This is a genomic window from Sulfuricella denitrificans skB26 (assembly GCF_000297055.2).
Taxonomy (GTDB): Bacteria; Pseudomonadota; Gammaproteobacteria; order Burkholderiales; family Sulfuricellaceae; genus Sulfuricella; species Sulfuricella denitrificans.
This window is the reverse complement of record NC_022357.1, coordinates 2,311,682-2,327,143: the sequence shown is the minus strand read 5'-3', so window position 1 is coordinate 2,327,143 and position 15,462 is coordinate 2,311,682. Positions and strand designations below refer to the sequence as shown.

General features: G+C 55.4%; 11 protein-coding genes and 1 pseudogene. 8 read left to right on the top strand and 4 right to left on the bottom strand.

The window, feature by feature from the left end; all coding sequences use genetic code 11:
- The first annotated feature begins 45 nt into the window (after nucleotides 1-45).
- From cheB to SCD_RS15815, 5 genes and pseudogenes are all read left to right on the top strand, one after another.
- Nucleotides 46-833: pseudogene (gene cheB, locus SCD_RS11300) on the top strand (chemotaxis-specific protein-glutamate methyltransferase CheB).
- Nucleotides 834-850: 17 nt separating this feature from the next.
- Nucleotides 851-1,993: an FIST signal transduction protein gene (locus SCD_RS11295; protein WP_009205286.1), complete on the top strand. Its 1,143-nt coding sequence runs from the start codon at nucleotides 851-853 to the stop codon at nucleotides 1,991-1,993.
- Nucleotides 1,994-1,996: 3 nt separating this feature from the next.
- Nucleotides 1,997-3,469, top strand: coding sequence for an ATP-binding protein (locus SCD_RS16185; RefSeq protein ID WP_009205285.1), 1,473 nt, complete (start codon nucleotides 1,997-1,999; stop codon nucleotides 3,467-3,469).
- Between the two features lie 263 nt (nucleotides 3,470-3,732).
- The gene (locus SCD_RS15820; RefSeq protein WP_009205284.1) at nucleotides 3,733-6,948 is read left to right on the top strand and encodes an EAL domain-containing protein; all 3,216 of its coding nucleotides are present in this window, start codon (nucleotides 3,733-3,735) and stop codon (nucleotides 6,946-6,948) included.
- Nucleotides 6,949-7,059: 111 nt separating this feature from the next.
- On the top strand, nucleotides 7,060-8,922 hold the full coding sequence (locus SCD_RS15815) for a bifunctional diguanylate cyclase/phosphodiesterase (protein WP_161626937.1): 1,863 nt from the start codon (nucleotides 7,060-7,062) through the stop codon (nucleotides 8,920-8,922).
- Nucleotides 8,923-9,086: 164 nt separating this feature from the next.
- Here SCD_RS15815 and SCD_RS11275 read toward each other — a convergent pair whose 3' ends face one another.
- Nucleotides 9,087-9,827, bottom strand: coding sequence for a competence/damage-inducible protein A (locus tag SCD_RS11275; protein ID WP_009205282.1), 741 nt, complete (start codon nucleotides 9,825-9,827; stop codon nucleotides 9,087-9,089).
- A gap of 147 nt (nucleotides 9,828-9,974) precedes the next feature.
- A complete protein-coding gene (locus SCD_RS11270) occupies nucleotides 9,975-11,408 on the bottom strand; it encodes a hypothetical protein (RefSeq protein ID WP_009205281.1) in 1,434 nt (477 codons plus the stop codon).
- Between SCD_RS11270 and SCD_RS11265 the strand changes: the two genes are divergently transcribed.
- Both SCD_RS11265 and SCD_RS11260 read left to right on the top strand, forming a co-directional pair.
- A complete protein-coding gene (locus tag SCD_RS11265) occupies nucleotides 11,407-11,637 on the top strand; it encodes a hypothetical protein (protein ID WP_148290776.1) in 231 nt (76 codons plus the stop codon). The two genes, SCD_RS11270 and SCD_RS11265, sit on opposite strands and share 2 nt — an antisense overlap.
- Nucleotides 11,634-12,356: an rRNA pseudouridine synthase gene (locus tag SCD_RS11260; protein ID WP_009205279.1), complete on the top strand. Its 723-nt coding sequence runs from the start codon at nucleotides 11,634-11,636 to the stop codon at nucleotides 12,354-12,356. Before SCD_RS11265 ends, SCD_RS11260 begins: the two co-directional genes overlap by 4 nt.
- Before the next feature lie 217 nt (nucleotides 12,357-12,573).
- Here the strand turns inward: SCD_RS11260 and SCD_RS11255 are convergent, their stop codons facing one another.
- Nucleotides 12,574-13,017, bottom strand: coding sequence for a F0F1 ATP synthase subunit epsilon (locus tag SCD_RS11255; RefSeq protein ID WP_009205278.1), 444 nt, complete (start codon nucleotides 13,015-13,017; stop codon nucleotides 12,574-12,576).
- Nucleotides 13,018-13,039: 22 nt separating this feature from the next.
- Nucleotides 13,040-13,720 (bottom strand): cytidylate kinase-like family protein, encoded by a 681-nt coding sequence (locus SCD_RS11250; protein WP_009205277.1) that lies wholly within the window; start codon nucleotides 13,718-13,720, stop codon nucleotides 13,040-13,042.
- Between the two features lie 236 nt (nucleotides 13,721-13,956).
- Between SCD_RS11250 and SCD_RS11245 the strand changes: the two genes are divergently transcribed.
- The gene (locus tag SCD_RS11245; protein WP_009205276.1) at nucleotides 13,957-15,378 is read left to right on the top strand and encodes an OmpP1/FadL family transporter; all 1,422 of its coding nucleotides are present in this window, start codon (nucleotides 13,957-13,959) and stop codon (nucleotides 15,376-15,378) included.
- The last annotated feature ends 84 nt before the right edge of the window (nucleotides 15,379-15,462 follow it).

The following is a 15,462-nucleotide window of genomic DNA, read 5'->3' as shown; positions in this document are numbered from 1 at the left end:
CCAGTGGTGATCTGTTCCTCACTGGCGTAAAAGTGGGCGACGACGATGCAGGCGCTCGAGGCGGGCGCGGTGGAGGTCATCACCAAACCGCAGATGGGTGTGAAACGCTTTCTGGAAGAGTCGGTAAGTGAGCTGGTGTCGGCGGTGCGTACGGCGGCAATGGCCAACGTCAAGCGGCTGAAGATAACGCCGATCGCGGTACTGAAGGTGGCGCCCAAGCTCAACGCCGATGCCATTCTCGCCGCGCCGGGCAGCCACGCCATGGCGCAGACTACCGAGCGCATCGTCGCCATCGGCACCTCGACTGGCGGGACCCAGGCACTGGAGGCGGTGCTTACCGCACTGCCGCGGGTTTGCCCCGGCATCGTCATCGTCCAGCACATGCCGGAAAAATTCACGGCTTCATTTGCCGCGCGGCTCAACGATCTGTGCCAGATCGAGGTGCGCGAGGCGCAGATTAATGATCGTGTTATTTCTGGCCGCGCCTTGATCGCGCCGGGCGGCAAGCATATGCTGCTGAGGCGCAACGGCGCTTATTACCACGTTGAAGTGGTGGACGGACCAGTGGTCAACCGTCATCGCCCCTCGGTGGATGTGTTGTTCCGCTCGGTGCGAAATTTGCCGGCAAGAACGCTACCGGTATCATCATGACCGGCATGGGCGACGATGGTGCCAGGGGGATGAAAGAGATGCACGAGGCCGGCGCACCCACCATTGCCCAGGATGAGGAAACCTGCGTGGTGTTCGGTATGCCCAAGGAGGCGATCAAGCTGGGAGGGGTTGATCGGGTGATGGGGTTGCAGGAAATTCCACAGGCGATTTTGTCGGGTTAACCCGGACAGGGGGAAGCATGAAAATCGAACAACGCTACTGGACGGAAAGCGAAGGCTGGCAGACTGAAGCGGGCAGTCTCCCGAATGGCGGCGATGCCCAATGGGTGCTGGTTTTTGGCGGTGTGGAGAAAATGCGCGAGGCGGCGTGGCTACAGGAGACCAAACAGCGCTATCCCAAGGCGCTGATCATGGGCTGTTCCACTGCGGGCGAGATTTGCGCCACGCGGGTGCGCGACGAATCAATCGTCACCACTGCTGTGCAGTTCGAGCATACTCGGATCGAAATGGCTCAGGTTGATATCGGGCAGATGAAGGATAGTCATGATGCTGGTGTGCATCTGGCGCAAGCTCTCGATCATGAGGGGCTGACCCATGTACTGGTACTGTCGGACGGACTCAAGGTGAACGGTAGCGAACTGGCGAAGGGATTGCGCGAAACTCTGCCGCAGGGAGTGGCGGTTACGGGTGGACTGGCGGGAGACGGCAGCCGCTTTCAGCACACCCTGGTGTGCGCCGATGGTGTCGTGATGGAAGGAAAAATAGCGGCGCTGGGTTTTTATGGCGAACGCCTCAAGGTGGGTTACGGTTCCCTCGGGGGCTGGGATGTTTTTGGCCCGGAGCGCCTGGTCACGAAATCCAGCGGCAATGTGCTATACGAGCTGGACGGCCAGTCGGCGCTGGGGCTGTACAAGAACTATTTGGGTGATCATGCGGCGGGCCTGCCTGCCACGGCTTTGCTGTTCCCCCTGGAGTTGCTCAGTGGAGAGGGAGGCGCCAGCCTGGTGCGCACCGTGCTTGGCATCGACGAGGCAGCACAGAGCATGACCTTCGCCGGGGATATCTCGGAAGGCGCTCATGCCCGTCTGATGAAGGCTAATTTCGACCGGCTGGTGGATGGGGCGAGCGGTGCGGCCAAGGCGAGTCATGAAACGCTGGGGAGTGCGGCACCCGATCTGGCGATCCTGATTAGTTGCGTGGGGCGCAAGCTGGTGCTCAAGCAGCGCATCGAAGAAGAGGTTGAAGGCGTGCGCGAGGTATTGGGAGCGCACGCTGTGCTGACCGGTTTCTATTCCTACGGCGAGATTTGCCCTCACGGCACGATCACCGGCTGCGAACTGCATAACCAGACCATGACCATTACCACTTTCTCGGAGAATTAGACTGTGCATCGTTTGCTGCAAAGGCAGATCAGCCGTTTTTTGAATGACCAGGGCGCCATGCCGGAAGGGTTGTCGGAGTTCCTCGCGGCAGTAGGTGATGCCTATGAAAGTGCCGATGCCGACCGTTTGCTGATCGAGCGTTCTCTGGATTTGATGTCGAAGGAGCTGACCGAGCGTAATGCGGAGCTGCGCAAAGAGCTGGCTGAACGGCGGCACGCCGAAGCGCAACTGGAAAAACTCCTGTCGCTGCTCGGCACTACGCTGGAATCTACCGCCGATGGCATACTGGCGCTGGACAAGGAGGGCAGGATCGTGCGCTTCAACCAGCGCCTTGTCGAGATGTGGCACATGCCGGATGAGACCCTTGCCTTCTGGAGACATGCCCCCCTGGTGCAGCACCTGCTGGGTCAGGTCACGAATCCCGATGCCTTCATGGAAAATCTGAACTACCTGTGCCTGCATCCGGAAGCGGAATGCTATGACACCTTCGACTACATCGATGGCAGGGTGATCGAGCGCTATTCCCTGCCTCAGCCGCTGGGCGTGGATAACGTGGGCAGGGTGATCAGCTTTCGCGATATTACCGCGCGCAAGCAGGCCGAAGAAGCGCTGCAGCGGGAAAAGGAAGAACAAAAAGCCTTGATCAAGAAGCTCGAAGAAGCGCATAACCAGTTGCTACAATCGGAAAAAATGGCCTCCATCGGCCAACTGGCGGCAGGGGTGGCGCACGAGATCAACAATCCCATCGGTTACATTAATTCCAATTTCAATACCCTCGGGGAATATGTGGAAAAACTGTTCCGGGTGACGGATGCCTATGAGCGCACCGAGCCGGCGCTGGCTGGGGAGTCCCTGCTGGACGAGGTGCGGTCCCTGAAGCAGGAAGCGGATTGGGAATATCTGAAACAGGATATTCGCGAACTGCTCAGGGAATCCGGCGAGGGAATCGGGCGGGTGAAGCAGATCGTTCAGGACCTGAAGGATTTTTCACACGTCGACCAGGTGGAATGGCAATGGGTCGATCTGCACAAAGGCATCGACAGCACCCTCAACATCGTCAACAACGAAATCAAGTACAACGCTGAAGTGATCAAGGAGTATGGCGTTATTCCACAGGTGGAGTGTCTGGCTTCGCAGCTCAATCAGGTGTTCATGAACATGCTGGTCAACGCCTCGCATGCGATTGGCGATGGCGGCCGTGGCCGCATCACGATCCGCACTGGCGCGGAGGATGAAATGGTCTGGGTCGAATTTACAGATACCGGCAAAGGCATTCCGCCGGAAAATTTAAAGCGGATTTTTGACCCCTTCTTTACCACCAAGCCGGTGGGCAAGGGAACCGGGCTGGGTCTGTCTCTTTCCTACGGCATCATCGAGAAACACCAGGGCAGAATCGAGGTGGAAAGCGAAGTCGGAAAGGGCACGACTTTTCGCCTGAGATTACCTGCCAGCCAAGGTTTACCCGAAACTTTGTAAAGATTCATTGTTTACTTCGAATGTCTGACCTCAACGGAATGGCAAGCCAGCGCACTGGTTTTGCAAGCTGCCATTGGCTGCAAGTAACATCGCCGAGGAAGCCCATCAGGGGGTCACAGTTTTCTTAGGGCGGTGTCGTCCTAAGGATTTCATGCAACTTCTGTCAGGGTTTTCCCTGAAAAGGGTCGGCTGGTATTAAGGTTAAGTAATTATGAACTAAGATGAATCATACTTTCAGCTGAACCAATAATAACGGGAGGAATATGTTTCGGCTGTTTCCTGGTCTGCGCGGGCGGTTGATGTTGCTGATTCTTGCAGCGGTACTGCCTGCTTTTCTGCTGGTGTTTTATTCTACCTTCGAGCAACGGCGGGGGGCGGCGGAATTTGCGCAGAGTGAGACGTTGAAGATGGCCCAGACCGTTGCCGAGGGACACCGGGCCACATCCTCCTCCGTGCGCCAGTTGCTGAAGGGGCTTTCGACCCTGGCGGAAATTCCGGATGCCAAATCGGCTGGTCCCTGCAACAAGGTAATGGCGAATATCCTGCGTTACAGCTCGGATTATGCCAATGTCGGTGTTGCGCTCAGCAACGGCGACGTTGTGTGCAGCGCGCTGCCGTTGCCTGGGCCGGTGAACGTGGCGGATCGTGTCTTCTTTCAGAGCGCGGTCGCGACCCGGGAGCTTTCCATCGGGGACTATCAGGAAGGTCGAGTGGCCGCCAAGCGAGGTATTCATTTTGGCTATCCGCTCATCAATGCCGATAAGCAGGTTTGGGGGGTGATGTTCGTTTTCCTCGACCTTGACCTCTTGAACGAACGCCTGGCTGAAACCCCGCACCTGGAAACAGGGGATGTCGTCACCTTGCTGGATGGAAGCGGGAGAGTCCTGGCCCACCATCCAGATCCTGCAAATTACGTCGGCAAATCGATGGCTACCCTGCCGCTATACAAGCAAATTCAGCAGTCGCAGGGTGAGGGAACTTATGATGGTGTCGGTCTGGATGGCGTCCGGCGGATATTTGCGTTTACTCCCTTATTCAGCCGGCCCCGCTGTTGCGCCTATGCGGTGGTGGGTATTCCCGCCGAGAGGGTGTATGCCAAGGCCAATCATGCAGTTGTCCGCAATGTGTTGCTGATGGTGGGGATGGGCTTGCTGGTGCTCACGCTGGCATGGGTGGGCGGTGATCTGCTGGTGTTGAAGCGTGTTCGGGCTCTGTCCAGTGCGGCCAGGAAAATGGGCCAGCGCGATCTTACCGCCCGCTCCGGGTTGCCGCATGACGAAGAGGAACTGGGTCAACTGGCGCGCTCGTTTGACGAGATGGCGGATAATCTGGAGGCATGGCAAAAACAGCTTGTGCACTCCAGCCATGAGGTCGAGAAGTTGGGCTATCGCAATCAGCTGATTCTGGATTCGGCCGGAGAAGGGATTTGCGGGGTGGACAGGGAAGGCATGATTACCTTTGTTAATCCGGCAGCAGCATCCATGCTGGGTTATCAGGGGGGTGAACTACTCGGTTTGCCCCTTCATCATACTGTGCATTGCAGGAAGGCTGACGGCACACTGTTTCCGCATCAGGAATGCCCGATGCATGAAGCGATTGAAGGCGGCGTTAACCATCAAGGCAGCGATGAGATGCTCTGGCGCAAGGATGGCAGCGGTTTTTATGCGGATTATGTGGTTATCCCCATGCGTGAAAGCGGGAAGATTGCCGGTGCCGTGGTGACCTTCAGGGATATCACCGAGCGCAAACATTATGAGGAGCAACTGGCGCATCAGGCCACGCACGATAGCCTGACCGGTCTGGCTAATCGCACCATACTCAATGATCGCATCGGCCTGCTGATCGAGCGGGCGGTCCGGGAGAAAACCGTGGTGGCCCTGTTGCTGCTCGATCTTGACCGCTTCAAGGAAATCAACGATAGCCTCGGCCATGGTGCAGGCGATGAATTGTTGCGTGGCATGGCAGCGCGCCTGACCGATCTGATGCGCGACAGCGACACCGTGGCTCGCCTGGGGGGCGACGAGTTCGTTGTTCTGGTGGAAATGGATACAGCGGATAGCGCGATTCCGGTTGCCCAGAAGATTCTCGATGCCCTGACCAAACCCTTCAGTATTTCCGGCCGGGAGGTGTTTATTAGTGCCAGTCTCGGCATCAGCTTGTACCCCAAGGACGGCGCCAGTGCAGAAGAATTGCTGAAAAATGCCGACGTGGCCATGTACCGTGCCAAGAAGGGTGGCGGGAACACTTTCCGTTTCTATAACGAGGGAATGAACACCAGTTCTGTCGAAAGGCTGAATCTGGAAACCCGTCTGCGTCATGCGGTGGATAACGGCGAACTGCTGCTGTATTACCAGCCGCAGGTTAATCTGCATAGCGGCGAGATCATCGGCGCCGAAGCGTTGATACGCTGGCAACATCCGGAAATGGGGCTGGTTTCTCCGTTGAAATTCATCCCGCTGGCGGAGGAAACCGGCCTGATATTTCCGATCGGTGAATGGGTGATGCGGACGGCCTGCGCCCAGATCAAGGCTTGGCAGGATGGCGGGATGATGACGCCGCCCGTGGCGGTAAACCTGTCGGCGCATCAGTTCAGGCAGCGTCATCTGGTCAAGATGACGACCGGGGTGCTGCTGGACTCGGGCATCGACGGGCGCTACCTGGAACTGGAGATGACCGAAAGCGCGATGATGGAGGATACGGATCGGGTGATCAGGGTGCTACGGGAACTGAAAGAGGCGGGAATGACGATTTCGATTGACGATTTCGGCACCGGCTATTCTTCGCTCAGCTACCTGAAGCAATTCGCCATCGACAAGCTGAAAGTAGATCAGTCCTTTGTCCGGGAGATCACGAGGGACCCCAAGGATGCCGCCATCGTCGTTGCTATTATCACTATGGCGCACAGCCTGGGGTTGAATGTCATTGCCGAAGGGGTGGAAACGGAGGGGCAGCTGGAGTACCTGCGTAGCCATGGCTGCGACGAAATGCAGGGCTATTTTTTCAGTCGCCCGGTTCCGGTCGGAGATTTCGAGCAGATGCTGCGGAGTGGGCGAAAGCTGACGCTGAATGGCCAGGCTGACGAGAGTGGGCGACGCACGCTGTTGCTGGTGGACGATGAATCGAATGTGACGGCTGCCTTGACCCGTCAGTTCAGCCACGAGGGTTATCGTATTCTGGTTGCGCATAGTCCGACCGAGGCGTTTGAGCTGCTGGCCAGCCATCGGGTCGGCGTGATCCTGTCAGATCAAGGAATGCCGGAAATGAGCGGCATCGAATTCCTGGGCAGGGTCAAGCGGCTCTACCCTGATGTGGTGCGTATTGTTCTTTCCGGCCACACCGACCTGGAATTGATTGCCGAGGCTTTCAATCAAGGCTCAATTTACAAATACATCACCAAGCCCTGGAACGACAGGGAAATGCTCGACTCAGTCAAAGCGGCATTTCTGGAGCACGAAGGTCGCTGTAAATTACGGGCCTAGGAACCCGTCTGGGGCAGAGTCTGCAAGCGATATGGTATATTGAACGGCAAAACGAGATACTTAAGCGCATGAATTATGAGTGCCTCAGAATTCGATCCTCAGATTATTAACATGACCACAAATAAAAATATTTTTAAGCAAAGCACCTGGCCTGTTGCTTTGCTTATTATCATGCTGGGTCTCATTGGCGTGTTCGTGAACGGGCTGAAACAAAGCTATGACGAGAAATTGGCCCGCGCCACTACGGATAGCCAGAACATGGCCCATGTACTCGAGGAACATGCCAACTCGGTTATCCAGAAGACAGATCTTCTTATCCAGCAAATCGCAGGCGAAATCGTACCTAATAAAGGCGAAGAAAAGCCTTTTTCTGGCGATACTCACGCCTATCTGAAAAAGCGCCAGGAGAGCGTTCCTGAAATATTCAGAATACGGGTTATCCGGCCGGATGGTTACAATCTGGCTAGCTCTCAGAAAGAAAACGCCTCCCCCTCGTACTATGGTGACCGCCCCTATTTTATCCGCCATCGGGACAACTCCGCGCTGGGGCTGGACATTTCAGAACCTGAAGTTGGCCACGCCAATTCCGGTTGGAAAATCATGCTCAGTCGACGCCTGAATTATGCTGACGGCAGCTTTGCCGGAATTGTCGTCTCGGATATTGCACTGTCGTATTTCGAAGACTTTTTCAGCACGCTGGATCTGGGGAAAAACAGCAATATTACCCTATTAAGCAAAGACCTTTATGTCATTACCCGTTTCCCCATCAGTGAAAGTCAGCGCTTGAAATCGGTGCGTGGCGGCTCAGTCTCTGTCGCTCTACAGAAAAACCCTGTCAAGGGAACCGTTACAGGGAAATCAAGCATCGATGGCGTTGAGCGTATCTTCAGCTATCGCCAGGTAGGCAATCTGCCGCTCATCGTCGTCGTGGGTTTGTCCAAACAGGATGTTCTGGCGGCATGGCGTCGCAACACCTTGATTTATAGCGCTGTAATGATTGCGCTCCTGGTGGCCATTGGATTGCTTTCCCGTGGTTTGATGCTGAATTACAGGAAAGAGCAAGAAAGCAAAAACCAGCTGCGTGAAATCACCTCCACCTTGGGAGAAGGTGTTTATGTGTTGGATAAGGAGGGATGTGTCACCTTCGTAAACCCTGAGGCGGAGCGCTTGCTGGGATGGAGCAAAGCTGAGCTCCTCGGCAGGAAGGGCCATGAAACTTTCCACTACAAGCGTACGGATGGGGCCCCGATTCCCACTCAGGATTGCCCTGTTCTCCAGACCATTCTCACCGGTAAAACCTACCGCGCACTGAATGACAATCTGGTCCGAAAAGACGGAAGCATAATCCCGGTTTCCATCGTGTCCAGCCCCATCATCAGGAATGGGGAATTGACAGGTTCTGTGGCGGCTTTCCAGGACATTACTCTGCGCTTGAAGGCGGAGGAGAAAATTCGCCAGCTGGCCTTCTACGATACTTTGACCGACCTTCCCAACCGCCGGTTGTTGCTTGACAGACTTAATCAGGCCCTGTCTCACGCAGAGCGTCACCAAAGGTCCTTGGCGATCATGTTCATGGATATCGATCATTTCAAGAACATTAATGACACGCTGGGGCATGATGTCGGGGATGAACTTTTGAAGGTTGTGGCTGCACGGCTGAATACTTGTGTGCGAAGTGAAGATACTATTGCCCGGCAAGGTGGGGATGAGTTTGTCATCGTCCTGTCAGAAATCAGCTATCCACAGAATGCGGCAACTGTAGCAGAGAAAATCATTGGAACGTTGAGGCTGCCCATCTTCATCCAGGGTCATGAGTTGAAGATTACTTGCAGCATCGGGATTGCCGTTTACCCGATCCAAGGCACTGATGATGCGGTAGAGCTCATGAAAAAAGCAGATATTGCGATGTATGCAGTGAAAGCGTCGGGAAGGAATGGATATCGTTTTTCCCAGGATATGCCTGCCTCCCATTAGAAGCGCCAACCACATCCCGGCCAAATCCGGGTCGTCACATTAAAAACAGAAGTTCATTTGCCGCAGAGGCGCGGAGAAACAAGGGCACCTCTAAAAACTCGTCATTCCGGGCCTGACCCGGAATCCGGATACTTGATTCGGGGCGGCACTTATCGCTATGCCCGTCAGGTCCAGCGGAACCCCAGTTTTTCCACTTCCGTCTTGAGATAGTTCATCCCCTCGATGACTAGCGGTCGCGATCCGCGCAAGCCGAATTCAACCTTGCGTTCGCCCTCTTCGCCGATATGCGGCAGGCTGGAAAATCGCAGGTCCGGGTAGCGCCGGACGAATTCGTTCATCAGGTCGAGAAGCGGGCTTTCCATGGCGTCCAGCACGGTGATCACGGCTTCGGTTTCCGGCGCCTGGTTGCGAATCTCCAGGTAGAGCGTGTCCAGCACCCAGTCCATCATCGGCCACGCCATCTGCGGAAAACCGGGCAGAAAGTGGTGATGGTGGAGGGAAAAGCCTGGGACGCGGTTGAACGGGTTGGGGATGATGCGGCTGCCCTGCGCCAGATCGGCCATCAGGATGCGCCGTGGGTAGGCTTCAACGCCGAAGCGCGCCTCGATTTCCGCCACCGCATCGGGGTGGCGGTAGAGCGGCACGCCAGCAGCCTCGGCTGCGCATTGCCGGGTATGGTCGTCGGGGGTGGCGCCGATGCCACCGAAGCTGAATACGATATCGTCCTGCGGCAGGGTCTGGCGCAGGGTCGCAATGATGAGCGCGGGGTCGTCGCCGATGATGCGACACCATTTGAGTTCCAGCCCGCGCTGTGCCAGCGTTTCAACTACGTGCTGGAAGTGCCGGTCCTGGCGCTTGCCGCTGAGCAGTTCGTCGCCGATGATGATCGCACCGAAATTAACCATTATTAGTGTCTCTTATTCGCAGGCAAACAGGATGGCAAGGCTGATATTTTCGTTCGACATGGCAGCATTATAACGACAGAAAGTTTGCTGGGCGGCGTTTCGGTTCAGGTTCTGTCGCCGTACAACGAAATTTCCTTGTGGTTGTTTTTATTTTCCTATATGTGTTTTTTGCGCACTCACAAAATCACCCACATGAAGTTCGGTTTTTCTGGGGTCGACTGACAATTCGCCTATCGAGAATAAAGGGAATACCTGTCTGATGGTCAGGGACGCGACGGGAATGGTCTGGGCTCCCAGCACTCCTCCGGATGCGGACTCTGACTGAATTCGCCTGGCGGAACGATAGGCAATGAATTTATCTCCTGGCGCTACGCGAGAGGAGGTCCCTCCATCGATATGGATTTTGTTATTGTCTAAGTCGATACCGGTAATTTGCGCCGTGAAAGGCATGCAGGCCAGATCAGTCCTGATGCCCTTGACGAGTGATTTCATTAATTCATCGAACCGCTTTCCAAAGGGCGTACTGAAATACTGGGTACTACCGAAGAGCGATCTGATTTCAATTTCATTTTCGCCGGCAATCTCCATGCCCTGGCGTCTTTTAGCTACCAGTACTCCGGTAAGGCCATCATAGGCATCGACTTCCACCTCTACCCACCGACCATAATCGGTGCGCCCGATGCCGGCATCGATGACGCCGGACAAGACAAATTGACTCCCTGTTTTAAATGCCACGTCGCGCGCGGCATCCGTGCTTGAGAGTGAACCGGATTGTGCGTTTAGGGGCGGATATCCTGTTCCGAGAGAGACATTGCGCGGGAGAAACTCATCGCTTTCCCCTAGCCTCCGCAATAAGTCTTCGGGAAAGCCAGACCGAATGTTCGGGGTCAGAGCGACGGGGCGATAGTTGATTTTAAAGCTTGTGGCGGAAATCTTTCTTTTGAGGCGAGCCATTTCTCTTGTCGCGTCAGTGCGCCCATCGGCAGAGGCGCAAGCGCCAGGGGGTCTTGCCTGAGGCAGGCTTTCCTCAAGTTTGACTACTGGGGGAGGTGCTATGGGAGGAGGACTGACCATTGCCGGGAGCATCTCTTTGGCTTCAACGAGTTTCTTGGGGGCCGTGCCCAAAGAGGGGCGTTTTTTTGGTGAAACTTTCACGTCGCGTTTCAAGGGCGCTCGTTTCGGTGGCTGGATCTCTGCCCGTTTCAAGGGCCTTTGTTTTGCCTTTTGGTGTGCCAGGGCTTGTTCCTGCTGGAACTTGACGAGTGCGTCCTGGTATTCATTCTCACGTTTGTTCAGAAAAATCATTGATTTTTTGAGCTGACTCGCCATGGAGATCAACTCGGCTTCCTTTACGCCGAGCGCTTTCACTTTTTCAGCCTGCTCGGCTTCCCGGCTAGCGCTCTTTGCGGCAAGCTCGGTTTTTTTCTTTTCCAGATCGGCCTGGAGAGCGGTTAATGAGCCCCTCTCTTTATGAAGCTTGTAATATTGGTATCCCAGCGGGATTCCCAAAATGATTAGCGCCAATAGCGTTGGCAAAATAAAGCGTTTTGCAATTGCGGCAGCCGGTTTCAAATCGATCATGATCAGAATGTCTCTAAGTGAATTTCAAGGTGTGTTTGCACCAATGGTGCCGTCTTTGCTTTCTGCGACGAATGCTGAAGAAGTCGAGACAGGCAAGCTCAGTGACTCAGTACCGATGGAAAGGGTTGATTCCCTGTTTCAAGTTTTTCATGATCGTAAGAATACCGCGTTTCTGCATGACGAGGGCGGTTACAATGGCGTTTTTCCATTCCAGGAGGCCCTGTCATGACAGAACCCGTTCGCCTCGCAAAACGCCTTGCCGAATTAGTCCCCTGCTCTCGCCGGGAGGCCGAGCTTTATATCGTGGGCGGCTGGGTAATGGTGGATGGGCAAGTGGTGGAAGAACCCCAGTTCAAGGTGTCGCAGCAGAAGGTTGAGCTTCACCCCGACGCCAGTCTTGCACCGATTGAGCCGGTAACCATCTTGCTGCACTTGCCGCCCGGCCATGATGCAGGCATGGGTGACGGTTTCGTACAGTCTCTGCTTACCGCCGACTCTCGGGCGGCTGACGACCTCTCCGGCATCCCCATGCTCAAGCAACACTTTGCACAGCTGACCCCGACCACGCCGTTAGAGGCGAACGCCAGCGGCTTGCTGGTATTTACCCAGGACTGGCGAGTAGCGCGCAAGCTGCTCGACGATGCCGCCACCGTAGAGCAGGAGGTCATCGTTGAGGTTGCTGGCGAAATGGGGCCCGATGGGCTCAAGCGTCTCAATCACAAGCTCAGTATTAATGGCCGGTCGCTGCCCCCGGCCAAAGTCAGCTGGCAAAATGAAACCCGCCTGCGCTTCGCTCTCAAGGGTGCTCAACCCGGCCAGATTGCTCATATGTGCAACAGTGTTGGGCTAAAGGTGCTGACCATGAAGCGGATCAGGATCGGGCGGGTGTCGATGGCCAAATTGCCGCCTGGGCAATGGCGTTATTTGGCACCGCATGAGAGGTTTTAATGTGAACGTCGCGAAGCGACACTTCGTCCCTCAGATCAGAAACAAGTGCACTTCACGTTTGCTTCCTCTCCCGTTTGCGGGAGAGGATTGAGGTGAGGGCGTCCCTCGTGGGAGAGAGTTAGGAGAGAGGGGGCGCACATGGCGATGTCGTGATACGAGGTGGCGCGGGTGCCATGTGCGTGAGGTGCGGCAGAAGGTAAAATAATTCTAGAGGCTCTTACCAGCGGTGGCGTTTTCTGAGGCGTTCTCTTTCACCCATCATGTCTGCAATGCTGAGCAGCAACTCTGCGTAAGCCCTGTCATGAGTGGTTAAATGATCCATGTGCTGCATCGCTTCCGCGGTCAGCCTTCTGGCCTCCGTGGCGGCGGCATGGTCGCTGCCCTTCGCGCGAACGGCAGTATCGGCCAGGATGGTCACCAGTGTCGGCTGCACCTCAAGCAGGCCGCCCGAGACATAAATCAGTTCCAGCGTGTTGTCTGGAGTAAGGATGCGTACTTCGCCTTCTTTCAGCGGAGTCAGCATCGGCGCATGGCGCGGGTGTATGCCCACCTCGCCGAGCAGTGCGGGTGCAGCAATGCGCAGCGCCACGCCGGAGTAAATTTCGCTTTCCAGGCTGACGATGCTGACCTGCATGGTGGGAGCTACGATATGGGCGCTCATCGCCGGACTGGTTCTCCGGGTCTCAGGAAATGCTGCGGTGCTGGTATTGCATGGCGAAAATGATGATTTCCGCCACTTCCTCGTATTTGGTCAGGCGGTCGGTATTGATCGTGAGGTCGAAGGCGGTCGGCTCATTCAGCCGCTTTTTGAAAACATCCCAGACGAATTTGCTTCTGTTCTGGTTGACCAGTTCTACCAGCTTGCGCGCTTCTTCCTGCACAACAGATTTTTTTTTGGCGACCCGATCGGCGCAAGTTTCCGGCGAGGCGGTAAGGCGTACCCGGAACACGTTCTGCTGCGCCAGGATGAGATGGGCGCCGCGTCCTAAGATCACGCCGCCGTTGCCGGTGTAGAGGATGCCCAGCACCACCTTGACCAGGTGACGACGGTAGTTATCATCCATTACGTTTTCGCCGGACAGCATCGAGACGATCCAGCTGTCCCAGAAGCCGCGGGTTTTCTCATCGAACTGGGCCATCAGATGCGGGTCTGCGCCGGAACGTTCCACCACCGCGTCCAGCAATTCCTTGTCGTAGACCGGCACGGCCAGATGTTTGGCCAGATGCTGCGCAATCTCGCGACCGCCGCTGCCATAGTCACGTGAAAGTGTGACGACTGGCCGCTCCGCACCTTGTCCGCTGTGCATTTCAGCCGCATGCGCCTTGAGGATGGCTTCCACCAGCTTTGTTGCGTCCATGGTCATGGGGCAGGGACTCCTGAATTATCTGTTTGAAGCGTATAGAAAATGGCCTGAATTTACAAGGTTCAGGCATGTGGTATGGCCCGTTTCGGAAAATTCCGCCTAAATAAGAATTTCGGATGTTCATATCCCGAAATAGGTGGTATTGTTATTGTCAAATATAAGTATGTAAATATATTTTAATAATTAAATTGGCTGATACCATGTTGGACTCAAAATTTCTCTTGGGGGTTAATTAGATGAAAACAAAGCAAATGTTATTTTCCAGTATCCTGGCGGCGTGCGCGTTTCCGCAACTGGCTTTCGCTACCAACGGCATGAACATGGAAGGATACGGCGCCACAGCCTTGGGCATGGGCGGCGCTTCGATGGCCTACGACAATGGCACCGCGGCGATGATGAACAATCCGGCGACGCTGGCGATGATGGATGAGGGGAGCAACCTCGACCTGGCGCTCGGCTTTCTCGCCCCACAAGTGAAATCATCTGCAGGAGGCATGACATCGAGTTCCAGCGCTGATTTTTTCGGCGGCCCGGCAATCGGCTGGGTCCGGAAACAGAACGGGCTGCTGTTCGGTATCGGCATGTACGGTCAGGGCGGCATGGGCACCGAATATGGAAGCGACTCAATTTTCGCCAATCCTGGTGCTCAAGCAGTTTCACCGGGATTGATCAATCGCTCCGAAGTCAGCGTTGGCCGGGTGATATTTCCGGTCGCTTATAATGTCAGTCCGGATCTGAATATTGGCGGTTCCGTAGATTACGTATGGGCCGGCATGGATATGCAGATGGCCATCAACGGGGCTTCTTTTATGCAAATGGCAGGTGGTATTTCGCCGATGGCATCGGCTTCGGGCTCTATGGTCAGTGCATTTGGCTCGATGATGGGTGCCGGGGCTGGCCAGATCGGCGCAGTCAACTGGGGATATTTCGATTTCTCAAACAAGAATGATTTTACCGGGCAGGCGGTCGGCACCGGCTATGCCGGCAAAATAGGTTTCACCTACAAATTGGACAGCAAGACCACCATCGGCGCCACCTACCATTCCAAGACCCGCTTGAGCGATCTGGAAGCCAAGGACGCGACTGTTTCATTTAATGTAGACGTAAATAGTGGACCAACCAACCTGACTATCCCTGTCAGTGGAAAAATGACGATAAAAGACTTCCAGTGGCCGGAAACTTACGGCATTGGTATTGCCTACGAGGCGAGTGAGAAATGGATGCTGGCGGCCGATTACAAGCGTATCAACTGGGCTGCTGTCATGAAGGACTTCAAGATGGAGTTTACTCCGGCCGGCAATACCGGCATGGCCGCCGGATTTAATGGGCTGCCCATGAACGTGGTGTTCTATCAGGACTGGAAAGACCAGCATGTCCTGATGCTCGGCGCGGCATACCGCATGACCGACGCGCTGACACTTCGTGGCGGCCTCAACATGGCGAACAATACGGTGCCGGATACCTATCTGAATGCGTTGTTCCCCGCGATTATCAAGAATCACATCACTGCCGGCTTCGGCTATGCGATCAACCAGAAGTCGCATCTCGACCTGGCCTTCAGCTATGCCCCCAAGGTGACGGCGACTTCGGGCGTGACCGGTATTACCACCAGCCACGAGCAGTACAACGGGCAACTGGTCTACAGTTATCATTTCTAAACGCTGGGGCAGCAACAGATCCGCTGGCCGCCTCAATGTCGAATGTTTTTCTCCAGGAAGCGATCCCGAAGTCTGGCAAAGGTC